The 26,138-nt window shown below is 47.3% G+C and carries 24 protein-coding genes; 4 read left to right on the top strand and 20 right to left on the bottom strand.

Annotated elements, in window-relative coordinates; translation table 11 throughout:
* Positions 1–44 precede the first annotated feature (44 nt).
* The 6 genes from abc-f to BLQ32_RS04590 form a co-directional block, all read right to left on the bottom strand.
* On the bottom strand, positions 45–1,709 hold the full coding sequence (gene abc-f / locus BLQ32_RS04615; RefSeq protein WP_074509299.1) for a ribosomal protection-like ABC-F family protein: 1,665 nt from the start codon (positions 1,707–1,709) through the stop codon (positions 45–47).
* A 222-nt stretch (positions 1,710–1,931) separates the two neighbouring features.
* Entirely contained in the window at positions 1,932–2,786 is an 855-nt protein-coding gene (locus tag BLQ32_RS04610; RefSeq protein WP_074509298.1) for a GNAT family N-acetyltransferase, read from the bottom strand.
* Between the two features lie 165 nt (positions 2,787–2,951).
* On the bottom strand, positions 2,952–4,169 hold the full coding sequence (locus tag BLQ32_RS04605; RefSeq protein ID WP_074509297.1) for an MFS transporter: 1,218 nt from the start codon (positions 4,167–4,169) through the stop codon (positions 2,952–2,954).
* Between the two features lie 115 nt (positions 4,170–4,284).
* Complete coding sequence (locus BLQ32_RS04600) at positions 4,285–5,232, bottom strand: DUF4003 family protein (RefSeq protein WP_074509296.1); 948 nt, start codon at positions 5,230–5,232, stop codon at positions 4,285–4,287.
* Positions 5,233–5,286: 54 nt separating this feature from the next.
* Positions 5,287–6,096 (bottom strand): zinc transporter ZupT, encoded by an 810-nt coding sequence (zupT, locus tag BLQ32_RS04595; RefSeq protein WP_036807614.1) that lies wholly within the window; start codon positions 6,094–6,096, stop codon positions 5,287–5,289.
* Positions 6,097–6,258: 162 nt separating this feature from the next.
* Positions 6,259–6,903 (bottom strand): uracil-DNA glycosylase, encoded by a 645-nt coding sequence (locus BLQ32_RS04590; RefSeq protein WP_074509295.1) that lies wholly within the window; start codon positions 6,901–6,903, stop codon positions 6,259–6,261.
* A gap of 150 nt (positions 6,904–7,053) precedes the next feature.
* Between BLQ32_RS04590 and BLQ32_RS04585 the strand changes: the two genes are divergently transcribed.
* Both BLQ32_RS04585 and BLQ32_RS04580 read left to right on the top strand, forming a co-directional pair.
* Complete coding sequence (locus tag BLQ32_RS04585) at positions 7,054–7,395, top strand: P-II family nitrogen regulator (RefSeq protein ID WP_074509294.1); 342 nt, start codon at positions 7,054–7,056, stop codon at positions 7,393–7,395.
* A 12-nt stretch (positions 7,396–7,407) separates the two neighbouring features.
* The gene (locus BLQ32_RS04580; protein ID WP_074509293.1) at positions 7,408–8,688 is read left to right on the top strand and encodes an ammonium transporter; all 1,281 of its coding nucleotides are present in this window, start codon (positions 7,408–7,410) and stop codon (positions 8,686–8,688) included.
* A gap of 44 nt (positions 8,689–8,732) precedes the next feature.
* Here the strand turns inward: BLQ32_RS04580 and BLQ32_RS04575 are convergent, their stop codons facing one another.
* The 8 genes from BLQ32_RS04575 to BLQ32_RS04540 form a co-directional block, all read right to left on the bottom strand.
* Entirely contained in the window at positions 8,733–9,347 is a 615-nt protein-coding gene (locus BLQ32_RS04575) for a phosphatase PAP2 family protein (protein ID WP_074509292.1), read from the bottom strand.
* Positions 9,348–9,583: 236 nt separating this feature from the next.
* Positions 9,584–10,255, bottom strand: coding sequence for an ABC transporter ATP-binding protein (locus BLQ32_RS04570; protein ID WP_074509291.1), 672 nt, complete (start codon positions 10,253–10,255; stop codon positions 9,584–9,586).
* A gap of 3 nt (positions 10,256–10,258) precedes the next feature.
* The gene (locus tag BLQ32_RS04565) at positions 10,259–11,326 is read right to left on the bottom strand and encodes an ABC transporter permease (protein WP_074509290.1); all 1,068 of its coding nucleotides are present in this window, start codon (positions 11,324–11,326) and stop codon (positions 10,259–10,261) included.
* Between the two features lie 242 nt (positions 11,327–11,568).
* Entirely contained in the window at positions 11,569–12,525 is a 957-nt protein-coding gene (locus tag BLQ32_RS04560; protein ID WP_074509289.1) for a siderophore ABC transporter substrate-binding protein, read from the bottom strand.
* A gap of 181 nt (positions 12,526–12,706) precedes the next feature.
* On the bottom strand, positions 12,707–13,468 hold the full coding sequence (locus BLQ32_RS04555) for an iron ABC transporter ATP-binding protein (RefSeq protein WP_036807645.1): 762 nt from the start codon (positions 13,466–13,468) through the stop codon (positions 12,707–12,709).
* Positions 13,465–14,415, bottom strand: a complete 951-nt coding sequence (locus tag BLQ32_RS04550; RefSeq protein ID WP_036807648.1) for an iron chelate uptake ABC transporter family permease subunit — start codon at positions 14,413–14,415, stop codon at positions 13,465–13,467. The genes BLQ32_RS04555 and BLQ32_RS04550 overlap by 4 nt, the downstream gene beginning before the upstream one ends.
* Entirely contained in the window at positions 14,408–15,358 is a 951-nt protein-coding gene (locus BLQ32_RS04545) for an ABC transporter permease (protein ID WP_074509288.1), read from the bottom strand. The genes BLQ32_RS04550 and BLQ32_RS04545 overlap by 8 nt, the downstream gene beginning before the upstream one ends.
* A 231-nt stretch (positions 15,359–15,589) precedes the next feature.
* A complete protein-coding gene (locus BLQ32_RS04540) occupies positions 15,590–16,450 on the bottom strand; it encodes a DUF6612 family protein (protein ID WP_074509287.1) in 861 nt (286 codons plus the stop codon).
* Positions 16,451–16,623: 173 nt separating this feature from the next.
* On the opposite strand from BLQ32_RS04540, the gene BLQ32_RS04535 reads away from it, so the two are divergent.
* Positions 16,624–18,345: an ABC transporter ATP-binding protein gene (locus BLQ32_RS04535; RefSeq protein WP_074509286.1), complete on the top strand. Its 1,722-nt coding sequence runs from the start codon at positions 16,624–16,626 to the stop codon at positions 18,343–18,345.
* Between the two features lie 272 nt (positions 18,346–18,617).
* Here the strand turns inward: BLQ32_RS04535 and hflX are convergent, their stop codons facing one another.
* The 3 genes from hflX to putP all read right to left on the bottom strand — a co-directional run bounded on the left by hflX (position 18,618) and on the right by putP (position 22,337).
* Entirely contained in the window at positions 18,618–19,889 is a 1,272-nt protein-coding gene (hflX, locus tag BLQ32_RS04530) for a GTPase HflX (protein ID WP_074509285.1), read from the bottom strand.
* Positions 19,890–19,995: 106 nt separating this feature from the next.
* Positions 19,996–20,718 (bottom strand): VOC family protein, encoded by a 723-nt coding sequence (locus BLQ32_RS04525; RefSeq protein ID WP_074509284.1) that lies wholly within the window; start codon positions 20,716–20,718, stop codon positions 19,996–19,998.
* Positions 20,719–20,843: 125 nt separating this feature from the next.
* Positions 20,844–22,337 (bottom strand): sodium/proline symporter PutP, encoded by a 1,494-nt coding sequence (gene putP, locus BLQ32_RS04520; protein ID WP_074509283.1) that lies wholly within the window; start codon positions 22,335–22,337, stop codon positions 20,844–20,846.
* Between the two features lie 102 nt (positions 22,338–22,439).
* On the opposite strand from putP, the gene BLQ32_RS04515 reads away from it, so the two are divergent.
* Positions 22,440–22,808, top strand: coding sequence for a DUF2188 domain-containing protein (locus BLQ32_RS04515; protein ID WP_236058846.1), 369 nt, complete (start codon positions 22,440–22,442; stop codon positions 22,806–22,808).
* A gap of 324 nt (positions 22,809–23,132) precedes the next feature.
* Here the strand turns inward: BLQ32_RS04515 and BLQ32_RS04505 are convergent, their stop codons facing one another.
* From BLQ32_RS04505 to desA, 3 genes are all read right to left on the bottom strand, one after another.
* Positions 23,133–23,732: a response regulator transcription factor gene (locus tag BLQ32_RS04505; protein WP_074509281.1), complete on the bottom strand. Its 600-nt coding sequence runs from the start codon at positions 23,730–23,732 to the stop codon at positions 23,133–23,135.
* Positions 23,729–24,865: a sensor histidine kinase gene (locus tag BLQ32_RS04500; RefSeq protein WP_074509280.1), complete on the bottom strand. Its 1,137-nt coding sequence runs from the start codon at positions 24,863–24,865 to the stop codon at positions 23,729–23,731. The genes BLQ32_RS04505 and BLQ32_RS04500 overlap by 4 nt, the downstream gene beginning before the upstream one ends.
* Before the next feature lie 90 nt (positions 24,866–24,955).
* Positions 24,956–25,978: a Delta(5) desaturase DesA gene (gene desA, locus BLQ32_RS04495; protein WP_074509279.1), complete on the bottom strand. Its 1,023-nt coding sequence runs from the start codon at positions 25,976–25,978 to the stop codon at positions 24,956–24,958.
* Positions 25,979–26,138: the final 160 nt, after the last annotated feature.

The following is a 26,138-nucleotide window of genomic DNA, read 5'->3' as shown; positions in this document are numbered from 1 at the left end:
TTCTCTCTCTTTCGACCTACTTTTTAATTTACCCGGAACGGGGATTATTTACTCTTTTTTCCTGCTTCCTTTCCAGAAGCGGACGAAATAACTTTAATGGCTGCGGTCAATTCATTGAAACGGCGATCCAATGCTCCATACTCTTTATCTTTTGGCTGCATCAAACTCAGTTTGCCCAGAACAGCTTGGCGTTCTGTCTCCAGCTGCAACAGGTCCACTTGAACATCTCCGTTGGATTTATTGTTCCATTCCGAAAAGCTGTTTTCGTACTTGAACAGCTTGCCTTCCTCAAATACCAGCAATTTATCCGCCAGTTTTTCCATGAAAAAGCGGTCATGGGTGGCCACCAGCAAAGCCCCTGGAAAGCTTTCCAAAGTTTTCTCCAAATGTTCGCGGGAAGGCAAATCAAGATGGTTGGTCGGTTCATCCAATAACAGCACATTGCATTCCGACAGCATAAATTCCATTAATTTCAATTTAACCCGCTCCCCCATGCTCAAGTGGCGAATCGGTTCGGTCCAATGGTGTTTTTCGAATCCCAGGTTGTCCATCAAGGTCCGGATTCTGCCGTCCGCCTCGTAGCTTCCTGTTCCAAATAACTCCGCCGGCGTTTTTTCTTCCGGCAAGTCAAAAACATTCTGGCTCAAGTAGCCGATTTTCATGCCGGCAGTCATCCAAATCTCCCCTGAATAATCGGTTTCTTTTCGGAGCATACTGAAGAAAGTGGATTTGCCGCTGCCGTTTTTGCCGACCAGCCCAATGCGTTCGCCGTGCTGCACGGTAAAAGACGCATTTTCAAAAAGGAGGCGGTCTCCAAAAGCCTTGCTGACTTCCTTCAATTCCATGACGCGCTTCCCTTTTTTATCGGCACCGCCGATTTCAAACTTGACGCTTACGTCTTCTTTCGGCCGCTCCACCCCACCCTTTTCCAGTTCAGCTTCCAGCCGTTTCCGCTTGCTGCGCACTTGGACGTCCATACGCTTTGCTTTGGAGCGGTAGAATTCTTTAAAGCCATCTTGTTTCGTCGATTCCGCATGGGCTTTTCCCGACCAGGACTGCAGTTCCGAAAGCTGCTGTTCCACACGGGCAATTTTCGCCTGCTGCTGATTGTACTTTCTTTGCTGCGTCAGTTTCCGGTGTTCTTTTTCTTCTCTATAGACGCTGTAATTCCCTTTATAAACCGTTAGTTTTTTGTCTTCAATTTCCCAGACATGAGTCGCGACTTGATCAATAAAATGCCGGTCATGCGAGACGATCAGCAGTGTACCGGCATATGCCGCCAGTTGTTTGACGGCGGCTTCGATGCTTTCCGCATCCAAGTGATTGGTCGGCTCATCAAGCAGCAGAACTTCTGCATTTTCAGAAAGTGCCCGCGCCAGGCGTATCTTCATCGCTTCTCCCCCGCTTAAGCGGCTGCGGACTTCCGGCACATGCCATTTCTTTTCAAGCTTTCGGCTGCCGGCACTTCCGCTTTTAGCATCCACCTGCTTCACTTCCTGTTCCATATAAGCGACAGACGGCCGTGGCCCCATCCACTGGATCCCCGGAGCACCTTTTGCAATCGCCTCCAGCAAGGATGACTTTCCGCTGCCATTTGCGCCAATGACCGCAATTCGTGCCCCTTTTGGAATATCTGCTTGCGCTTCTTTTAAGACAATCCGGCCCTCAAAACCGATTGTCAAGTTGTTTACTTTCCCTCTGATGGCCATAGCCATTCCCCCTAACCGGAGAAATAAAAAAATCCCTCCGAATTGTATTCGGAAGAATTCGCATACCCAAATAGCCTGTTTTTCACAGGCTGTTTGTTTTGTTAAAAATGGGCAGACGAATCCAATCTCTTTCACACCAAAATCTTCGGTTGCATAGAAATAGGATTAGTTATCCATCGGCCCCCCATCATCCCTTCAGTTTATTGCCTCTACTATAACATATTATTCTGACAGATCGTCCTCAATTTTCAAATGGACCGGCGTCGCTATTTGTTCAAAGCCAATTTCTTTATAGATTTTATTGGAGGTCGGGTTCTGCAAGTCTGTGTAAAGCATGACGAAATCGTATTCACCGAGCAGTTCTTCGGTCACTTCTGCAACAAGTGTGCGGGCATAGCCTTTGCGACGGTGTTTCGTTGGCGTAAAGACAAAGGATACCGTGATGCCATTTTTGGATGGCCGGGATTTTTTCATGCAGGCCACGACTTCATTGTCCACTTCCCATACATAGACTTCTTTCAGCTCGATAAATGAATCGATTTTCCGCGCCGCTTCCGCAGGGGTCGACATGGCAATGCCTGTCTCCTGTTCAAAAAGCAGAATCCATTCTTCCAGCAACGGCGCATCTTTTTTATTGGCCACTCGCCAGGTTCCCGGACTTTTTTCCAGCCGGGTATTTACAGCATCCGCGCGGTAAAGCCCTTGGTGCATAAGGATCCGTATTTCCCCGCCAACGCGTTGGATCCACGCATCCACAAACCCCTGGGCCACGGCCTGGTCGCCGACGACTGCGTCCACTACGATGCCTGCAGCCAATAATCGATGCGCTATTTCTCTTTCAATTGCCGGAACTTCTCGAAAGACAACCAGCTGAAATGGATGCGGCGGTGTCATCAAACAGGCCGCTGCCACTTCCCCGTCGTTTTCCATCGTTGCCAGAAAGTATTCTTCGTAGCGCCCATCTTTTATCTGATTCAGTATCCCTAGAAACAAACTATATATGTCTTCATTTTTATATAACAGCTTTTCCACTTTATCTGCATAGGCAGCGGGATTTGTGTAAACCATCCAATCCATGTCGACTCACTCTTTTCCGTCTTGATCTCTGACTATTAGATATTGGCTAAAGGTGGAAAAAACTCCTGCTAAATAAACTTTTTTCTGAAATTTATTTCGGCTGATAACATGACAAAATCTAAAAAGAGCCCATCCGTTCAAAACGGATGGGCTCTTTGCATTTTCCTATTCAAGTTCCATTTGTTTTGTTTCCGTTCCAAGAAACGCCACAGCCAGCGCTCCAAGAATGATCGATACGCAGAAAATCCCAAAGATCCAGCCAATACCGTACCCAGCCGTCAGCATGAACCCGACCAGTAACGGCCCTAAGATGCCGCCGATCCGGCCAAACGAAGCAGCCATCCCGGTACCGGTGCCGCGGATGACCGTCGGATATTGCTCTGGCGAATACGCATAAAGCGCGCCCCATGCGCCCAAGTTAAAGAAAGACAGGAAAGCTCCCGCTGTAATCAGCACAGCGATGGCGTCGGCATTTCCGAAAACAAGCGCACTGGCAGCCGTCCCCATCAAGTACGTAACAAGAACAAATTTGCGCCCTGCTCTTTCAATCAGCCAAGCGGCGGAGAAGTACCCCGGCAACTGGGCCAGCGTCATAATCAGGACATAGCCAAAACTTTGAATCATTGTAAACCCTTTTAACACCATGACGCTCGGCAGCCAAAGGAACATGCCGTAATACGAAAAGACGACTGTAAACCAGACAATCCAAAGCATCAATGTCGGACGGCGGTATTTTTTGGACCAGACGTCTTTTATATTGGTTGAAATGGACCGCAGTACATCTTTTTTGGCCGAGAACTGCGGGGAATCCGGCAGTTTGATGCGCAGATACAGCGCATACAATGCCGGCAAGGCAGTCAGCAGCAAAGCGACGCGCCAGCCGAACGACGGAATCACAAAGTATGAAATAAGCGCAGCAATCAGCCAGCCGCCGGCCCAAAAACTTTCCAGCAATACGACTACACGGCCGCGTTCATTCGCCGGCACGCTTTCGGAAACCAGCGTCGAAGCAACCGGCAGCTCACCGCCAAGCCCCATGCCAACGAAAAATCGCAGAAGCATGAATGCAGCAAGCGATGTCGTTAATGCGGAAATGCCGCTTGCCAATGAAAACAGCAATAGCGTGATGATAAAGATTTTCTTGCGTCCGACCCGGTCCGCATAAATCCCGAAGACAAAGGCGCCGACAGCCATGCCGATTGAATTGACACTGCCAATCCAGCCCATTTGCGAAGCATTTAAATTCCAGTCCACTTGCAAGGCGGCAATGACAAAGGATAGGATCCCTACATCCATTGCATCAAAAAGCCAACCCAATCCTGCCACTCCCAGCAATTTGTTTCTTGAAAGCGTAACCGTGTTTTTCTCTGTTATTGTAGCCATACCAACTCTCCCTGTCTTTACACATGTAATATGATGTCTTTACACCATACTATACTCTTTCGCTATAGGGGTGACAAGACAGTCGGGAAAAGTTGAATTTTTCAAACAATTGTTGTTAATTAGAGCCATTATTGGCGGAAGAAGAAATAACAGCCGCATTGATACTTGCCATCATAGCCGCCTGCTGGGCCTGCATCAGCATCTCTAACGACGTTGAAAAGGTTATATCAGAAACTTCCCGGGTTTCGATGATGTCTTTCATGTCAAACTGAACAGCGGTTGAAAAAGCGACATCTTTATACCATTTAAACAATTTGCTGTTTTCCAGCTGCCGTGTATGTTCGACAATCTGCGCGAGTGTGCGGCCGCTCGCTTTTGCCGCTGCCAGCAGTCCCAAAATCGGATACTGGGGCGGCCGTATTTTTATTTTTTCGTTCTGCAGAAATTCACGGGTCGCCAAAACCCGTCCGACCATTTCCGGATCGTACACCGGTGAATTGAACGTCATAAGCTGTGACAGCCATTGCAAATCGTTGCCGATGCTAAAGCCATGTTCGCGGAGTTCCCGGTAATAGGCATTCATCGTGGCGGCCCGTTCTTCAGCCGCCCCTTCCCGCCTGCCTAAGAGCACCGCGTAGGGCACATCTTCATTGGAAGTGAGGAATTTGTGGTGCTGCTTCATTTGATCGTACAACTCTTTTGCACGGTCCGCTTCCCCCGTATCTTCCATCAACAGCGCAGCCAGATAGGTGTATGGCGATTTGCGGAATCCTGCTTCGTTCAGTTCGAGCTGCTTGGCATTCAATTTTTTCAAGCCGTTTTCCGGATCTCCCTGAAGCGCGAGAAAGGCCGAAGCAATATGGAACATATAATACCGTAACGGAGAAGCCCAGCCTTCATTTTTCTTGATGGCCTCTGAGGCTTCTTCGTGCTCTTTTTTTCGAAATCCTGAGTCCTGTGTCAGATAAAAGGTCGTCACTGCCAGGGCAATCCGCTTATCCACCGACCATCCAAGCGTTTTAGATACTTCTTTAAACGTCTCTTCCAGTTGCTTTATGTCCATAGAAAACGCCTCCTTGTCTCATTCATACGAGACGAGGAGGCGTAAAGTTTCATTTTATACAATCAATACCAGGCTGACCGCCATGACAGCCATCCCTGCCACCAATCCATATATGGACAAATGGGCTTCATCGTATCTTTTGGCAGCAGGCAATAGTTCATCAAGAGAAATGAAAACCATAATGCCGGCTACTCCGGCAAAAATGATGCCGAACAACGTGTCGCTAAGAAAAGGCATTAAGATCAACCAAGCGGCAATGGCCCCGACCGGTTCTGAAACACCGGATAAAAAACTGTACTGAAAAGCTTTTTTTCGGCTGCCGGTTGCATAGTAGATCGGAACCGACACTGCAATCCCTTCCGGAATGTTATGAATAGCAACGGCTATGGCGATGGCAATCCCCAAAGCCGGATCCTGGATTGCCGACATGAACGTGGCAATGCCTTCCGGAAAGTTATGGATGCCGATTGCAAGTGCTGTAAAGATCCCCAGCTTCCGGAGATGAGCATATTCTGCGTTGGTCGGCCCTTCATCCATATCTTCGACGGTCTTCACTTCATGCGGATTTCCCACTTCAGGCAAAATCCGGTCCAATACGGCCATAAAAATCATCCCGCCGAAAAAGCCAGCGAGCGTCAGCCAATACCCAAGCGATTCCCCGTGGGCACTGGTTAAAGCATCTTTCGCTTTTACAAAGATCTCAATCATCGAGACATAAATCATGACACCGGCTGAGAACCCGAGCGAAATTGAAAGAAATTTAGTATTAGTGCGGGATGCAAAAAAGGCAATCAAGCTACCGATGCCCGTTGCTAATCCGGCAAATAGCGTCAATCCAAGAGCAAATAATACGGTACTGTCCATAACCCCGACTTCCTTCCATTCTTTTGAATAGGGTTATTGTACGTTAAAAGTTTCCTTAACGCAACTTTTATCAATCAAGGAAGATATTCTATTATTCTCTAATTTCCTAATTGTTATTCGCAGACATTTGGAGACCGGCAGAATGCTTAACACCAGCTGCCGCTATTCCTTAATCCTTAACAATTCCCCCAGCTTCCGCCAATCGTCGTCTTTCAGTTCCCGCACCGGCGGGTTGTAAAAAACGCTGGCTGGATGGAAGGTCGGAAAGATATGATACACTTCTTCCGTTTCAGTAAAGGACTGCTTGTCCTCGTCCCACATTAGAATTGGTGTTTCCATCAGAACGCCGTGCAGCTGTGTCACTTTCGCTTTCGGCCCCACCAATCGCTGCAGCCCGATATTGCCCAACGTGACAATCAGCGGCGGATGGATATCCCGGATTTCCGTATCCAAGATCGGTGCATGGGCGATAATTTCTTTTTTGGTCGGCGCCCGGTTGTATTTCCGTTCGGTCGTTGTTCCATTGCGTTCTTTTTTGGTTCCCCATTTATACGGACGGCTCCGCACAGCACTCGTGATATACACATCTTCCCTGGCTAAGCCGACGCTTTCCAATGAAGCCATCAGCTCCTTTCCAGCTCGTCCCGTAAACGGAATGCCGGTTTCCACTTCATTTTCTCCTGGCGCTTCCCCCACCAGCATCAACGCCGGATGAAGCGGTCCGCTCCCTCTTACAAAGCCTTCCACCGGAAATTCTTTGATTCGGTCTATTCCTAATTGGACCAAGTCATCTGCTATTTTGTACATGGTTTCACCTCTGATTTATTTTATCGACTTTTAATGTAAGGTTTTCTCACATTAATTTTAAAAAACTATTGCATTGTCAGAATTTATTGTTTATTATGTTAGAAAACCTAACATTACTTTTGTTAGAACCACTTCGAAGGAGGAAAAACAATGAAAAAGATTGAGACAATCATCCGTCCCTCTGTTTTTGCCAATGTCCGCCAAGCTCTGGCGCTTGAAGGCATTGATGGGCTGAGTGTCACCGAAATCGCCGGAATTGGAAAACAGGAAGGCCGCGTCGGCTTGTTCCGGGGCAACGCCTATACGATGGAGTTTTCGCCAAAGCTGAAACTCGAAATGGTCGTAGACGACTCGAAAGTGGAAGCCATTGTGGATGCCTTGTTGGAATACGCCTCCACCGGCGAAGTCGGGGACGGCAAAATTTTCATCCTGCCAGTTGAAGAAGCCATTCGGATCAGAACAAAAGAACGCGGCAGCATCGCCGTCGGATAAGGAGGAATTTACATGGAAGCAGTTCAAAGTTCAGTTGATATGATGTGGGTAATGCTCGGCACGATTCTTGTATTTTTTATGCACGCCGGATTTGCGATGCTTGAAACCGGGTTCACCCGTTCTAAAAATACCCTTAATATCCTCATGAAAAACTTAATCACCGTCGCCCTCGGTTCAATCCTTTATTTCTTTGTCGGATTTGCACTTATGTTTGGCACTTCGGGTTTCGGGATGATCGGAACAGATGGATTTCTACTGGCAGGCCGGGAAGATATCGGCTTCTTCGTTTTCCAGGCAGTATTTGCGGCAACCTGCGCCACGATTATTTCCGGTGCAGTCGCTGAACGCATGAGATTAGGGGCTTATATTCTGCTCACTATAGGAATGACTGCAGTAATCTATCCAGTCGTGGGGCATTGGGTATGGGGCGGCGGCTGGCTGTCGCAGATCGGCTTTATCGACTTCGCCGGTTCGACCGTGGTCCATTTGACCGGCGCAACGGCTGCCTTCATTACCGCTTGGAAACTGGGTCCCCGCATCGGCAAATACAGCGGGAAAATCGTCAATTCGATTCCCGGCCATAATTTGCCGCTCGGTGCTTTAGGCGTTTTCATCCTTTGGGTCGGCTGGTTCGGGTTCAACGGAGGCAGCACATTGGCAGCGGATCCGGAACTCGTGCCGCCTGTCATCTTGAATACCTTGCTGTCAGCTTCAGCAGCCGTTTTGTCTACCGCTTTGTATACACGCCTGCGCTACGGCCGCATTGACCCTTCGTTGACGATGAACGGCGCACTTGCCGGTCTTGTCGGGATTACAGCCGGCGCGGCCAATGTATCGTTTGTCGGGGCGATCATCATCGGCCTCCTTGCTGGAGTCATTATGACAGAAGGCGTCCGTTTGCTGGATGCCAAAATCCGGGTGGATGATCCGGTCGGCGCCATCGCCGTCCACGGCATTGCAGGCATTTGGGGAACACTGGCACTCGGTTTCTTTGACACAACAGGCGGCCTGCTCTACGGGGGCGGCGCCGAAATCCTCGGCATCCAAACGGTCGGCATTTTAGCCGTCATCGCTTGGACGACCGTATCGGCGACCATTGTGCTGGCAATCGTCAATGCTCTTGTTCCGCTTCGTGTGACAGTTGAGGATGAAGAAAGCGGCTTGGATTTCTCCGAACACGGTTCCCAAGCTTACGCCATGCAGGATGTGCTGAGCGGTGCGCCGCCAACAGCCAGTTCTTTTGCCGAGCGCCTGAACCAGCTCGGGGAACATCCCGCTCCGCAAAAACCATGATGTGCATAAATAAAAGCAGGAACCGTTTATCCGGTTCCTGCTTTTCACTGTGTGTGCGCCCTTTTAAAGGAGCGCTCTCTCATTTCGTACCAAAATGCTACAGCGGCAAACAGCGCAAAGCCCGCACACCAGCCAGCTAAGACATCCGAAAAGTACTGCTCGCCGCCAGCCACCCGCGACAAGCCAATGGCAATCGCCAACCCTGCAGCTGCGAGCCAAACGAGCCCTTGGGCTGTCCGCGACCCAAGCGACCCCACTAAAAAATAAGCGGCCGTCAAAAGATACAAAACCGCCCCCATGGCATGCCAGGACGGAAAACCGTAGCTGTCCAAACCATGCGAAAAATCAGGCCGTTCCCGGTGATACACTTCTTTCAATCCCTGATTCAATGCCCGCCCCGCTCCGACGGTCAAAAAGACAAACAGCATGCCCCGGTAATCCTTCCGGCGCAGCCACAAGTAAACGATCATGGCGATCCCAACAATAAACACAACCGCTTCATCCGCCAGAACGGACAGAACGTCCAAGAAACCGATTCCCGCCAGCAAATCAGCGGCTTGCCGGTCGACTTCTCCAAATGCCCCGTCAGCGAAAGTAAACCCAATTCCAATAAAACCGATCAGCGCAATTATCCCCAACAAATACAAGAGACGCTTCATAGCCTCACCTTCTTTCCACGAGCTCTTCCTTCTATTATAGTCTAAATTTTCCATCCATTCAAAAGTGCCCGGTTTGGACTTTGAAATAAACAATGGCTTACCTGCTTTTTTTCTTGCAAAAGCGTATTTTAACCTTTGTTGAGCGTATCCCCGACATAACGGAGCGTATTTTAACCTTTACTGAGCGCATTCAAAAAAACCCTCCAAGAAGGAGGGTTTAATGTAATATGCGGCGCTCATTTTTGCTGTTCCAAAACACCATCGACCATTTTATAGACTTTGTCGCAGTAGTCGATAAGCCGGGTGTCGTGCGTTACCACAATGGTGGTCGTCTTTTTATTTTTCGTTTCTTCTTTCAGCAGGCCCATCACTTCATAAGCCCGGTCGGAGTCGAGTGAAGCCGTCGGTTCGTCGGCCAAGACGATCGACGGATTGCTGTAAAGCGCTTTGGCAATCGCCACGCGCTGCCGCTCCCCGCCTGATAGGTCCGATGGATATTTATTGCGCAAGTCGCCGATGCCCAGATCTTTGTAGAGTTGTTCGACTTCTTCTTTGTTCATATTGTTTTTCTTCACTTTATCCAGCAGCTTCATTTGTTTGTCCACCGTCAAAAATGGCACCAAGTTGGAAGCTTGCAGGATAAAACCGATTTCTTTCAACCGGATTTTGGAACGCTCTTTTTCGTTCAAGGCGGTGATGTTTTCATTGTTGATGATGACTTCCCCGTTTGAAGGCGACAATAGACCGCCGGCGATTGTCAGGAACGTACTTTTTCCGGAACCGGAAGGCCCGATCACCGCAATCATTTCTCCTTGTTCAGCATGAAAGTCGGTTGATTTCAAAGCATCCACTTTTTTATGGCCGCTGCCGAATGTTTTGTTCACTTGGTTAAATTCCAATACTGTCATCGTTTACCCTCCAATCGCTTTTAGCGGATCTATTTTTACAATCGTCAATACAGAGAATACAGCGCCGGCAATTGCTACTACTACCAGAACTGCACCATATATCAGCATGGTCGGAATATCAAAGGCTACTGGAACAGCGGCCGGCAAGAACAGGCCGGTTATCAGCGTCAATGCCAATCCGACCGCCACCCCGATCAAAGCCAGAATAAATGTCTGGGCAATCACGGAACGCGCCAGATAGCCGCTCGGTACGCCTTGTGCTTTCATGACGCCGAACATGCTGATTTTTTGGACGGTCAATACGTACAAGAAAATCGCCACGATAACCGACGAAATGACAAACAAGAAATAAATCATGAAGTTCAGTGTTAAACTTTGCGCTGTATAGCCTGGCAAGTTTTCGATGAAGGTCTCCACTTCAATGGCTTCAAGTTCATCTTTATCCGTTGCTGCAGAAACATCATCTGTCCGCAAAACCAAACCGTTGATTTGGTCTCCGTTCGCTTCGGCTGCTTCCCCGAACTTCACCCGCTGAAAAGTCGCCAAGTCACCGTAAAGCACGGGCGCCGCATTAAAGCGGGCGTCTTCTGTGAACCCGACAATCTCCAGCTTTTCTTCGGTCGAAGACAATTCCACTACGTCGCCAAGAGCAAAACCGTCTTCTTTCAACGTATCACTGGCAATGACTTCATTTTCTCCGGCAAACGCTTTGCCTTCTGTTACTTCAGGCATGATGAATTCGTCTTCCCGGATGCCAAAAATGGAAACATTGGCTTTTTGGTCATCGTTCCGTGCAATGGCATTGATCTGGCCAAGAACCGCCGTTTCATCAGCTTCCACGGCTTCCGCTTCGTCAATCGTCAAAGAAGACGCCACTAAACTTTTATCCGATTCTTCGGTCAGCACCACTGCCGATGCTTCCCACTTGTCTACCGCTTCACGGTTTAAACTGGCTAAGCCATTGGCAAGTCCCGACAAGAAAAATACGAGATACGCAACCAGCATAAGGACGCCGATAATCAAAACGAAGCGAAGCTTATTTTTTTGAATTTCGTTCCACGCTAAAAACATTCCATCACTTCCTGTTTCTTAAGTATGTCATCAGTATAGCAGATTCAGTTATATAATACTTATACAAAGATTGTATACCCTTTGTATTTCTATGTAATCTTTTTGATTATCGCTCAAAAAAGGCAAATTGGTGACGGCATGCCTCATTTCCCGGTTGGTTGTTTCAGCTTTTTAATAAAGCCGAAAGAAAACCCCCGCTTTTTATTAAAGCGGGGGCAGGAGAAATCCTATGACTGATAGGTTTATTTAAACGCAGCCTGGATGTCTTTAACCATCTGGCTTACAGATTGGAATCCGCCGCCTGATAGGTACCAGAAATCTGGATCCAAGTAGATGATGTTGTCGTTTTTATAAGCGTTTGTTTTTTGCACCAATTCGTTTTCAAGAGAGTCTTTTGCCGTTGCTTCATTTCCTACTGCCGCATTGCGGTCAATTACGAACATCATGTCCGGATTTGTTTCCAGGATGTATTCGAAAGAAATGCTTTGGCCGTGAGTCGAAGCTTCAATTCCTTCATCCGCTTGTTTAACGCCGAACACGTCATGGATAAGCCCGAAACGTGATGCAGCTCCATAAGCGCTCACTTTGCCTTCATTTGCAAGAACGATCAATGCTTTTTCATCAGTAACACTTTTTTTCAAGTCTTCGATCTGCTTTTCAACTGCAGCCAATTCTTCTTTCACTTGGTCTTCTTTGCCGAAGATGTCTCCAAGTGTGTTCATGTTCGCTTCAAATGATTCCATGTATTTTGTCGTATCTACAGCCAAGTGGACTGTTGGAGCAATTTTTTCGAACTCCGGGTACATGTCTGCCTGGCGTCCAGAGATGATGATCAAGTCCGGCTCCATTGCATTGATTGCTTCAAAATCCGCTTCTTTCAACGTACCAACGTTTTCGTATTTTTCAGTGTCTGCGTATTTTTCAAGGTAAGCAGGAATGCTTGCTTGCGGAACACCTGCAACAGATTCTTCAAGCCCTAATTGATCCATTGAATCAAGAATACCGAAGTCAAAAACGACTACTTTTTTCGGGTTCTTGTCAAAAGTTGTTTCGCCAAGTTCGTGTTTCACCGTGATTGTTTCTGTTTCTTTCCCGTCTGCTTTTGCAGCATTTGCATCTGTTGCTTCTTCTTTAGCGCCGCAAGCTGCCAGCACTGTTACCATCATTAATGTAAATGCGATCAATAACCACTTTTTCATTTTATTTTAGCTCCTCTTTTTAAGTTTTCAAGAAAGTATAGATCTTCAGCTCTTTATTTATTGTCCAGACTCCAGCGCCTAGCCCCTCGAGTCGCTTCGATCTTGTCCATCATGGCAAAAACCGCCACGACAGCCAAGCTCTCCAGCGCTTGTCAGGGCTAAACAGGCGCTTGCGCTTTTCTTAAGAATTGAAATACACGCAAATCCGGCAATTATCCATCTGCTGAATCGGAATATCCATGTCGTAGATTTCTTTTAATGCTGCACTTTGAATGATTTCTTCCGTTGTTCCGTCTTTCACTACCCGGCCATTTTTCAATGCCACGATCCGGTCGGAATACACAGAAGCGAAGTTGATGTCGTGAAGGACGATGACGACTGTCTTGCCAAGTTCATCCACCAAGCGGCGCAAAATCTTCATGATTTGAACGGAGTGTTTCATGTCCAGGTTATTCAGCGGTTCATCCAACAAAATATAGTCGGTGTCCTGGGCAATGACCATCGCGATAAACGCGCGTTGGCGCTGCCCGCCTGATAACTCATCCAAATACGAGTTCTCCATTTCCTTCAAATCCATATAGTCGATTGATTGGTCGACCATCTTTTCATCTTCGTCGTTGAGACGGCCCTTTGAATAAGGAAAGCGTCCAAAAGAGACCAGTTCGCGAATTGTCAAACGCACATTCATGTAGTTCGACTGCTTTAGGATGGAAACGCGTTTCGAGAAGTCATTCGATTTCAACTTTTTGGTGTTGGTTGAATCGATGAGCACTTCCCCGGTATCTGCATCCAAAAGCCGGCTAACCATTGAAAGCAATGTGGATTTACCTGCGCCGTTCGGCCCGATAAAAGAAGTAATCTGGCCGCGCTGGATATCAACCGAGACATTTTCCACCACTTGCTTTTTTCCGTACAGCTTCGTCAATTCACGAACTTGGATCATTTAGATCGACTCTCCTTTAATAGTAGATAGATGAAGTAAACTCCACCGATGAAATTGATGATAACGCTCAATGTCGTGTTGAAAGTGAAGATCCGCTCCACTACCCATTGGCCGCCGACTAAGGCAACTACACTGATGACGATGGATCCTGTCAATAACACCGAATGTTTATACGAGGTGAAAAATTGATAGGACAAGTTTGCAACAATCAGGCCGAAGAAGGTAATCGGTCCGACGAGCGCCGTGGCAATGGCAATCAAGACAGCCGACAGCACCAGCATTTGTTTTACGAGTGCGTCGTAGTTTACTCCAAGATTAATCGCTGTATCGCGGCCCAGCGTCAGAACATCCAAGGATGAATTCTGCTTCCAGGCAAAAGCGATGAGCAGCGTGATAAAGACGAGTGAAGTCCATACCAGATCTTCGTTGACATTATTGAAACTGGCAAACATCCGGTCCTGGATGATCGAGAATTCATTGGGATCAATCAGCACTTGCAGAAACGTGGAAATGCTTCCGAAAAACGTTCCGCAAATGATGCCGACCAGCAACAGAAAGTAAATCGGCCGTTCGTTCTTTTTGAACAGCAATTGATAAAACAGTAAGGCGAAGACAACCATGACAGCAATCGACAGCAAGAAATTCACTTGCTTGTTGACGATGGTAATGTGGTCTGAACCAAGGAAGAAGATCAGCAAAGTCTGAAGCATCATGTAAAGCGAATCCAGCCCCATAATGCTCGGCGTCAAAATTCGGTTATGGGAGATGGTTTGGAAGACGACCGTCGCATAGGCGATGGCCACTCCCGTCAACACCATGGCAAACACTTTTACGCCGCGTCTCGGCAATGCGTAATCGAAACTCCCATTCAAATCCTGGAAGAGGTATACTCCACAAGCCGCTAAAGCCAAGCCGACCAGTATGAGCATCTTATGTAAATCACGCATATGCTTTCCCCCTAAACAATAAGAAGAGGAAAATAAAGCTTCCGATGACACCGACCATTAAGCTGATGGAAATTTCATACGGGTAAATTAATACTCTTCCTAAAATATCGCATACCAGCAAGAAGATGGCTCCAAGCATCGCCGTATGCGGCAAAGTTTTTTGAAGATGGTCACCTTTGAAAATCGAAATGATGTTCGGAATGATCAGCCCCAAGAACGGAATCATGCCAACCGTCAACACGACGGTTGCGGTAATCAGTGCAACCAGTACCAATCCAAGGTTTACAACGCTCCGGTATTTCATCCCCAGGTTTTTGGAGAAGTCTTCTCCCATCCCGGCAACCGTGAAGCGGTTGGCATAAAAATAAGCGATGACAAAGACCGGAACACTGATGTAGAGCAGTTCGTAGCTTCCTTTCATGATCATCGAGAAATCGCCTTGCAGCCAAGCCGACATGTTTTGGATAACGTCTGCGCGGTAAGCGAAGAATGTCGTGACCGAAGAAAGAATGTTTCCGAACATTAATCCGACAAGCGGAATGAATATAGCATCTTTAAATTTGATGCGGTCAAGAATTTTCATGAAAAGAAACGTTCCGGCAAGTGCAAAAGCGAATGCTACCGTCATTTTCTCGAGCATCGATGCATTGGCGAACAACAGCATCGAAACGAGAATCCCAAGCCTTGTAGCATCTAATGTACCTGCCGTCGTAGGAGACACAAACTTATTGCGGCTTAACTGCTGCATGATGAGTCCTGCCATACTCATTCCCGCACCTGCCAGCAAAATCGCAACCAGCCTTGGCAGTCGGCTGATCAGGAATATTTGTGTTTCTTCTGATTGGAAGTCAAACAGATCGGTGATACTGATACTGCTTACTCCGACAAACAGCGAAATAACAGACAGTATGATTAATGCTGGTATTAAATATCTTTTTTTCATAGCTGCCCCTCATCCGCGCTCAATAAAACTTTATTGATTAATTAAATCAGTGATAATGATTATCACTTACTCACAAGTTTTAGTATAGCAGTTTGGTGAGAAGAGTCAACGGTTAAATGAGAATTATTTTCAACTGCATGTGAAGAAATGAATTTGTTTATAACTTTGACATATTTATAAATTCTGAAGCATAGAAAAAGCGCATGCCGCAGCATGCGCTTTTCTACCCGATTATTCCATTTCTTGTGCTTGTTCGACGATTTCGGCCGGTACGGTGATGGCGTCGATTTCATTGTATTTGCTGTAGGCCGATTCCAGATCTGACTGGATGTTGACGGAGTCGCCTTCAATGTTCATATCGATATCCATGTCGACGTTCATGTTGTTTGGCAGGAACGTTTCTTTATCGATAAAAATCTCATACGCTACGGCGTTGATTTTCATATCTTCCATTGCGGTTTGGGCTTCCAGTTCCATTTGGCCTAAAAATTGTTCCATTTGCTTGTCGATCAACGCTTGGAATTCTTCGCCGGCAGCATCCAATTTCAGAATGTATTCATCTTCCGACTGTTCAAATGTGAAATCGTCCTCGAATGCTCTCAGATCTTCGAGCTGCTGAGAAGGATCGGCTGTTTGCTGTTCCATCATTGCCTGAAGATCCGGGATGTTTTCATCCGGCATTTTAATCCAGGAACCGATTGTCGGGTCATTCATATACATGCCTTCTTCTGTCATATACATTTCCATCGTCATCGGTTCCGGAGAGTCCATTTCTTCTGACGCCATCGTCGTTTCAGCCTTTTGGTAGAAGGCGATTGGATCTAGTGTCATGTCCATCGCGATATCCATGGCAATCTCCATTTCCATTCCCGCCGATTCGATGCTCATCACCTGGTTGTTCACCATGTCCGCATGCAGGCTCTTGATGTCTTCCGAAGCTTCCTGTGATTTTGCAAACACTTCTTCCAAAGTCAGTTCGCTGTTTGCTTCTTTTTTGTCTTTTGCGCCTGCTGCCGGTTCCGCTGTTTCTCCACATGCCGCTAAGCTCATCGCTAATGCCCCTGCACCCATTGCCATCATCCATTTTTTCAAATCTCTCATCCTTTCAAAATTCGTCTTTGTTTATAGTACGGGAATGATTGGAAAAAGTTTCAACTAATGGGCATTTATTTAATGAATATTTCGATTTCAGAAACTTTTATTCGTTTATTTCTTAGCTTTCGATTATACTTTTCAATAGATTAAAATCCTTGAGGTGACTAGCTGTGAAGTTAAAACAATTTTTCAAGTACTACAAACCGCATAAGCGGTTGTTCATTATTGATTTCTCAAGCGCCGTCATTGTCGCTATTTTGGAGCTGGCTTTCCCTGTCGCTGTCCAGTGGTTCATCGACGAACTGCTGCCGAGCGGCGAATGGAACACTATCGTGACCGTCAGCGTTCTGTTGCTTGCTGTGTTCCTGTTGAGCACATTTTTGCAGTACATTGTCAGTTACCTTGGGCACAAGCTCGGCATCAATATCGAAACCGATATGCGCGAAGAGCTGTTCACCCATGTCCAGCGGCAATCGTTCCGCTTTTTTGACAACGTGAAAACGGGGCATGTTATGAGCCGCATCACCAATGATCTTTTTGACATCGGCGAACTGGCCCATCACGGACCCGAAGACTTTTTCATTGCCATCATGACGTTCTTTGGCGCATTCGGCATCATGTTCTGGATCAATCCGAAATTGGCGCTTGTGACCTTGATCGTCATTCCGTTCCTCGTTTGGCTCATTACGTTCTGCAACGTCAAGATGAACCAGGCCTGGGGCAGCATGTACGGCAAAATCGCCGATGTGAACGGGCGCGTGGAAGACAGCGTCTCCGGCGCACGCGTTGTCCAGTCGTTTACGAACGAAGAATTTGAAATCAACCGTTTCAAAAAAGACAACGGCCGCTTCCGTTTGGCGAAGCTTGTCGCCTATAAAGTGATGGCTGCGACGCATTCCAGCATCTATATGATGACGCGTTTGCTGACATTGATTGTGCTCGTTTACGGCGCCTGGTTGAATTTCCAAGGCGAATTGTCCTACGGGGAACTCGTCAGTTTCGTCTTGTTCCTAAACGTCCTAATCAAACCGATCGATAAAATCAGTGCACTGCTTGAGCTGTATCCGAAAGGGATGGCGGGCTTTGGCCGCTTCCGCGAACTGCTCGAGCAGGAACCGGACATCCTCGACCGGGAAGACGCCGTGGAAGTGAATGGCCTTCGCGGCGACATTACGTTCTCCGATGTCCACTTCGGCTACGACGACCATAAAAAAGTATTGAACGGCATTGATTTAAAATTAAAAGCTGGAGAAACCGTCGCTTTTGTCGGGCCATCCGGTGCCGGAAAAACAACGATCTGTTCGTTGATTCCGCGCTTCTACGATATCCAGGAAGGGTCGATTGCCATTGATGGCATCGACATCCGCGATATGACCAAGCATTCACTGCGCTCCCATATCGGCATTGTACAGCAGGACGTTTTCCTGTTCACCGGAACCATTCGGGAAAACATTGCGTACGGCAAACGCGGCGCGAGCAATGAAGAAATCATGGCCGCTGCGAAAAAAGCCCATTTGGAAGAGTTCATCCGAAAACTCCCGGATGGCTACGAAACACAGATCGGCGAGCGCGGCTTGAAATTGTCCGGCGGGCAGAAACAGCGCTTAGCGATTGCCCGTATGTTCTTGAAAAACCCACCGATTCTGATTTTGGATGAAGCGACTTCCGCCCTTGATACGGAGACGGAACGCGTTATCCAGGAAGCACTCGGCGAACTTGCGGAAAACCGCACGACGCTCATCATCGCCCACCGCTTAGCGACGATCCGCGATGCGGACCGCGTCATTGTGGTAACCGAAGACGGCATTGCCGAACAAGGCGGCTACGCGGAACTGCTTGAACACGACGGCATTTTTGCGAATTTGCACCGCATCCAGTTTCAACAGTCTTAAATGAGGAAAGCCTGCCCAGTGCACCGGGCAGGCTTTTTGTTTGGGTAATTGGGCGTAACCTGATGGAAGCTGGGCAAGTTGCTCGTATATGATATAGAGTCGCTCGTATCCGGTGCGAAGTTGCTCGTATATGATATAGAGTCGCTCGTATCCGGTGCGAAGTTGCTCGTATTTCACTCGAAGTCGCTCATAATCCACTGCAACTTGCTCGTAAAACCTAAAAAACATGCTCGCCCACTCCCATCAATATGGGTGGACGAGCATGTTTTTGATTACCTGCCGATTACATATTGCTCAAAGCGATCGTAATCCGCCTGGCCGAGTTCCACTTTCATCAACGTGCCCTCTTCTTCGTATTGCGTCTCCAAAATGGTCGCAGAATCATTTAAATACGCGACTACGTCTCCGCGCTCGAAAGGAATAATCATGCGGCATGTGACGTATTCCGAGAAAATATGCTGTTTGATCATGTCCAGCAATTCATCCAGGCCCACGCCTTCTTTTGCCGAAATCCACAATTCTCCCTGCTTCACTTTCGGATGGGGAATTCCTGCCAGATCCGCTTTGTTGTATACAAAGACGGTCGGCACATCTTCCACTCCAACTTCATGCAAAGTTGAGTTTGTCACATCCATCATGTACCGGTATTCCTCATTGGATACATCCACTACATGCAGCAAAAGGTCGGCGTTGCGTGCTTCTTCCAAAGTTGAGCGGAATGCCCGCACCAAATGATGCGGCAGCTTGCTGACAAAGCCGACCGTATCCGTCAGCAAAAAGTTTTTATTGTCTTCCAGGCGAATTTGGCGCACGGATGTATCGAGCGTAGCAAACAGCATGTCTTTTTCAAACACTTGCTTTTCCTGATCCTGCCCGGACTTTGTCAATAAACCATTCATGATGGTGGATTTGCCGGCGTTCGTATAGCCGACGAGCGACACGACGGGCATTCCCGTTTTCGTCCGCTGCTTCCGCTGGGTTGTGCGCTGTGCCCGGATCTGTTCCAATTCACGGTTGAGTTTGGACAATTGCTCTTCGATTTTCCGGCGGTCGAGTTCCAGTTTTGTTTCACCGGCACCACGGTTGGCGAGACCGCCTCCCGTACTACCGCCTTGCCGCCCAAGAGAGGCACGCAGCCCCACGAGCCGCGGCAGCATATATTGAAGCTGGGCTAATTCCACTTGGACTTGCGCTTCCCGTGTTTTGGCGCGGCGCGAGAAAATATCCAAAATCAGCATGGTCCGGTCGATGACTTTGCATTCCAGATCTTCTTCCAGGTTGCGGATTTGGGATGGGGACAATTCATCATTGAAAATGATTAAATTGGCATCTGCTTCTTCATAAAAAGCTTTGATTTCCTCGACTTTCCCTTTCCCTACATAATGCGAGGGATTGATGCGTTCCAAATTCTGGTACACTTCCCCAACCACGCCTACGTTGCACGCTTCCGCTAAATTGCGCAGTTCTTCCAATTCGTATTCAAAATGCAAATCTTTCTGCAGCTGAACGCCTACTAAAATTGCTTTTTCTATTAAGACATCCATTTATTTTCCTCCTTGTACCGTAAAGGGAATCTTTTGCGTCCCATGACAAAAAAGAAGAGTAGGATACTCTCCTTTCAAAATTCCGGCAGCTTATTTACCTATTATCCTATATGTTCCCGAGTTTTGGCAGGTAATAAACCCCGTCTTCAAAAGATAGCCTTTTATGTCCATTCATAAAATGCACTTCTTCCAGACGCTCTTTTACCCCTTCGGTGCGTTTGAACTCCAATCGACAATTCGGCAATTCCAGAGAACCGCCCAAAACTTTGCGCCACTTGCCTTCAGCAGCTTCCGGGTCATTGACGCCAAACACAAGCCGCTCGATTGCCAGCTCTTCATTTGCCGCCGCAATTGCCCCTCTTTTCCGCAGCCCCTCATAACGCTGCTCATCGCTTTCCTGCCATTCAATAAAAAACGGCGCCGGCAATTGACCGGCCGCTTCTTCTTGTATGAACAGCATCTTCCATTGAATCAATTCGCCCGTATCGGTTCTGCGTTCCGCATCCAGCACGCCGGAAGTTTCAAATCCTTCACTTTTCAACCGGTTGTCGAGTTCTTCAATCGACTCTGTACGCAGGCAAATGGTGCCGAAGCCGGTTTTGTCATGCAGCAGCAGTTTCGTCAGCGGGTGGTCCGCTGCTTCTGCAATTTCCGGCTTTTCGACAGCGAGCCATTCGATATAGCTGTCTTTTGTGTAGAAGAGCGCATTGTGGGTGCCCCAGTTTAAATGCTGGCCGCCTATCGCCGCATGCATCCCTTGCCGCTTCCACTCTTCAACCGCTATCTGTGGTTTCCTATCGATAAAATGAACAATATGATCCAAAAACATACAGCACCTCTTTCTGAATGGGTTCACCTACTACGTTCGCCATCCTTTGTTGCATCTCCTTTAACCGCAGGATTTTACGTAAAAAAAGGCTTTAACCCCCTTTAAAGGAGGTTAAAGCCTTTTGCTTATTTCGCTGGTTTTTCTTTAATTAAGCGTTCTGTTTCGTTAAACTCTTTGTCGATTTGTGCATTCGGTTTGTAAGTGAATAAACTTACTACTACCGCCACAATCAAACATAAGATAAATCCTGGAATGATTTCGTAAAGGTTAACAGCAAATTCAGCATCCAAGCTATCCCAGATGATGACAGTTGCGGCACCAACGATCATACCGGCTAAAGTACCCCATGTTGTCAATTTGCGCCAGAACAAAGCTAATAGAATTAACGGTCCAAAAGCAGCTCCGAAACCGGCCCAAGCATAAGCTACCAAGTCAAGAATAGTTGAATTTTGCTTCCATGCCAAGGCAGCCGCGATTAGAGAAATCACCAAAACCGCTAAACGGCCTAGAGTTACATACTGTCTATCAGTTGACGCTTTTTTAAACGCGATTTTGTATAGGTCTTCCACCAATGCAGATGAAGTTACAATTAACTGAGAAGAAATCGTGCTCATGATAGCTGCCAGAACTGCTGCCAGCATAAACCCTGCAATCAATGGATGGAAGAAAATTTGACCAAGGACGATAAAGACGCCTTCAGGATCTCCTAATTCCATGCCAGGGTTTTGTTGGAAATATGCAATCCCAACCAGTGCCGTCGAGGCAGCTCCGAGAAGACTCAAAATCATCCAGCTGATGCCGATCCGTCGTGCTTGGCGAACTTCTTTCAACGTGCTGATTGCCATAAAACGGACAATGATATGCGGCTGACCAAAGTAGCCCAGTCCCCACGCCACAGCCGAGATAATACCAATTAGAGAAGCACCTGTTGTGAAGTTCAACAATGCCGGATCCACTTCACGGATGCTTGCTGCGGTTTCACTAAAACCGCCAGTAGCAAATACCCCAATGATTGGCACAAGAATAAGTGCTAAGAACATCATAAGCCCCTGCACCACATCTGTATAACTAACGGCCAGGAATCCACCGAATAAAGTATATGCAACAACGACTCCGGAAACGATTACTAGTCCAAGATGGTAGTCCAGTCCAAATGAGCTTTCGAAAAAGACTCCTCCGGCCACCATTCCTGAAGATACGTAAAATGTGAAAAAGATTAAAATAATTGCTCCAGAAACAATCCGCAATAAGCGGGATGAATCTTTCAAACGGTTTTCCAAGAAACTTGGAATTGTAATCGAATCACTTGTAACAAAAGAATAAACCCGCAAACGCGGTGCTACGAAGAACCAGTTTAAGTAAGCTCCGATCGTCAAACCGATTGCAATCCAGAATTCGACTAATCCGCTTACATAAATAGCCCCCGGCAATCCCATTAAGAGCCATCCGGACATGTCCGCTGCCCCTGCGCTCAATGCCCCAACTGCTGCGCCAAGACCCCGTCCACCTAACATATAGTCTGTTAAGTTAACGGTTTTTCGGTAAGCATACCAGCCGATAAACAGCATGGCTGCCATGTAAATAACCAATGCAATAATTTGATATGTTGAATCTGACATTCTCTCCACCTCCGATTTTCAGTGTACCATTTTCTAAAATTTTTACCATAAAAATTTTGTTTTATTCCGGAAGCGAAAGGGGAAAAGAAAATCAAGGAGGCGATGGTTGTGCCATGGAGCAAAAATGATTATCCGGATTCGTTTAAAAACTTGAACCCTGCTGTCAGAAATAAGGCAATTGAAATCGCCAATGCACTGTTGCGGGACGGTTATGAGGAAGGCCGTGCCATTCCTATTGCCCTGGATCGGGCACGCAAAAGCGTGGAAGACGATGGAGAAAAAGTGATTTTTGAAATCAGGGCGCACGATGAAGGCTGGCAGCTTAAGAAGAAAGACAGCAAAAAAGCCATCTTGATTGAAGAGACAAAAGAAGATTTAATGGGCGAGGCCAAACGGTACGCCAACAAAAACAACGGTGAACTGCATATCTATACTAAAGACGGTTCACTTGAAGAAACCTTATACGAATAATCAGCCCACAAAAAACCACTGTCCGCGACAGTGGTTTTTTTGCGGTTTAGAGGCTAGCTTGGCCGCTTCCGCTTTTCTTTGTCCAGCTTCGGCGGCCAGCCTCTCGAGGTCGCTTCGGTCTTGTTGTTTAAGGCAAAGAGACGCCTTAAACCTCAAGCCCTCCAGCGCTTGTCGGGGCTGAACAGGCGCCTCCGCTTTTCTTATTGTCCAGCTGCAGCGCCTAGCCCCTCGAGGTCGCTTCGGCTTTGAATCCATGGCTGAAAAGCGCCATGGCTTTCAAATCCTCCAGCGCTTGTCGGGGCTGGACAGGCGCCTCCGCTTTTCTTATTTAAACCAGCCTTTTTCTTTGAATTTGGAAATGGCTTCGATGCGGTTTCCTACTTCGAGTTTGTCCAGGATGACCGAGATGTAGTTGCGGACGGTGCCGGTTGTGATGAACAATTCTTTTGCAATTTCCTTAGTGCTTTTGCCGTCTGCAATCAGTTCCATCACTTGGCTTTCCCGCTCTGTCAGGGGGTTGGCATCGGCGTATGCCAGGTCCACTAGTTCCGGTGCGTAAATGCGGCGGCCGTCCATAATGGTCCGGATCGAAGTCGCTAAATCCTCGCTCGGACTGTCTTTCAGCAGATAGCCGCTGACGCCGGCCTTTCGCGCCCGCTCAAAATAGCCGGAACGCGCAAAAGTCGTTAAAATAATAATCTTGCACGGGTAGTCTTTCAACGCCTCTGCTGCGTCCAACCCGCTTTTTAAAGGCATTTCAATGTCCATAATGACAATATCGGGTTGAAGCTTTTCCACCAGCGCAATTGCTTCTTCCCCGTTTCCGGCTTTGCCGACCACTTCCATGTCTTCTTCTAAATCGAGCAAAGACCCCAGAGCTCCTAGCATCATGCGCTGGTCTTCGGCAAGGACAATCCGAATCATATTAGCTCCTCCTTTTTTTCCTTGTAGAGAATCACATTTGGCACCCGAATGTTCAAGGTGGTGCCGTCCATTTTCTGGATGTCAACGCTACCGTTGACAAATTCCAGTCGTTCCCGCATGCCCGCCAGGCCATTTCCCCGCTGCTTGCTGTTCCCTTCAAAACCGATGCCGTCATCTTGCACTTGCACTAGCACTTCTTCAGGTTTTTGTTTGATCAAAACACTGCAGCGCGTCGCCTGGCTGTGCTTGACGACGTTCGTTACTGCCTCTTTTAAGCACATGCTGAGAACGTTCTCCACAAGCAAAGGCGTATTGACCAATTTAGGTGAACCGTACAGGACAAAGTCGATTTCAGCGGCTTTCAGAATCTGCTGGATTCGCAGCAATTCGTCTTCCAGTTTCGTTCCGCGCATATCGGAAACCAGTTCGCGGACTTCTTTTAAAGCCGTCCGTGCGGTTTGGCGAATGTCATTGATTTCATTCAAAGCGGCATCGGCATCCCGGTGAATCAGTTTGCCGGCCAAATCACTTTTCAATCCGATTAGTGACAGCTTTTGCCCCAACGTATCGTGCAAGTCCCGCGCAATGCGCTCTCGCTCTTCAATAACAATCAGCTGGGAAATCCGTTTATTGGCATCTTCCAGCTGCCCTTCCAGTTTTTCGCGCTTATTGCGGTTATAGGTATTAAAAGGCAGAAGGATGACGCCGATGATACTCAGCACGATGAACGGCAGCTGCGAAACGTAAAGAGAGCTGTGTTCGATCAACCCAAGCACCACAGCTAATATGGTCGTACCGATATGGATTCCGTAAACGATGAAGAAGCCGACTTTATGGCGTATATTGCCGATGAAAAAAGCCAGGAAAATCGCCAGATAAACGTACCCGAACAGGAACGTCATGCCGATATTGATGGCGATTTCAATGCTGATCCACACGTAAATAAAGCCGGTGCGGGAGATGAAAGACAGCCGGTAGGCAATGAAGAACAGCACCAATAAAGCGATTCCCGCTGCAATTTCTACTGGCGAGGAAGATCTGAAAATGAAAAAGAACGGCAAGATACAGAAGATGACCCAGGCATACAAACTGAGCCATGGGTTTTTCGGAAAAATTTGATACCAGCTTTGCATAATTTCGCTCCCCATTCACCTATTATTCTTCATCATACCAAAGAATGGCAAAAAGAAAAAACCATTCACAAAGGAATGGTTTTTCTCAAATCATTGTTGCGCCGGCATTTTGTTTTCGTTCAACAAATGTTTGATGTCGCCGAACGTAACGAATGTTTTGTTTTTCGCATCGTATACTTTATAGCGCAACGATTTAAGGCTTGATTTGATGGTAATCGTTGTCGCTTGTTGAAGCGGTGGAGTAGACTCGTGCGCTTTTTCCAAGTTGTAGTTTGGAACACGCGGGCTTAAATGGTGGACATGGTGGAAACCGATGTTTCCTGTCACCCACTGAAGCACTCGTGGAAGTTTGTAATATGAACTTCCTTCTACTGCAGCTTTCACATAATCCCATTCGCTTTCGTCTTCAAAATACGAATCTTCGAATGTATGTTGTACATAGAACAACCAGATGCCTAATGCCCCGGCGATAAACATTGTTGACCCTTGAACGATCAAGAATGCCTGCCAGCCAATTGCCCAAATAAGCAATGAATAGATAACCACTAGAGAAACGTTGATCAAGTACGTGTTATTGCGTTCTTTTTTGCGTGCATCTTTGCGGTTGAAACGGCTAGAGATCAAGACTAGGAATAATGGTCCGAACCCAAACATTACTAAAGGGTTGCGGTACATGCGGTATTTGAAACGTTCCCATTTAGAAGCCTCAACATACTCTTCAATTGTCATAACCCAGATGTCGCCGACTCCGCGCTTATCAAGATTTCCGCTTGAAGCGTGGTGGATCGAGTGCTCGCGTTTCCATTTTTCATAAGCAAACAAAGTCATAATCCCCGTAATGGTTCCGACTACTGCATTTGCTTTTTTGTTCTTAAAGAACGATCCGTGCGTGCAATCGTGGAAAATGATGAACGTACGTATTACGAATCCTGCAGCTACTGCTGATAAAGCGATTGTTAACCAAATGGATACATCCAATGCCTGGTAAGCCAGGAACCAAAATAAAATGAATGGGGGAATCGTGTTCACCAATTGGCGTACACTGGCTTTTACATCCGCTTTTTCGAACGGCGCTACAAACTTGCGTAATTGGGCTGTCTTTTCTCTGCTCATGTTCTTCCTCCTTATACGAGCTCTTTCCGCTCGGATAACTTATTGTCCTTATCATAAAAAAAATCGGACATGCAAAAAAGGCATAAACGTCTGGTTTATATATGACACTTGTCATGTCTTTTCAAGAAGCATTTTGAGGCTACTGCCGGACCGGGCAGCT

Source organism: Planococcus glaciei (genome assembly GCF_900099655.1).
In the GTDB taxonomy this organism is placed as follows: domain Bacteria; phylum Bacillota; class Bacilli; order Bacillales_A; family Planococcaceae; genus Planococcus; species Planococcus glaciei.
This window is presented reverse-complemented; position numbering and strand designations above follow the sequence as displayed.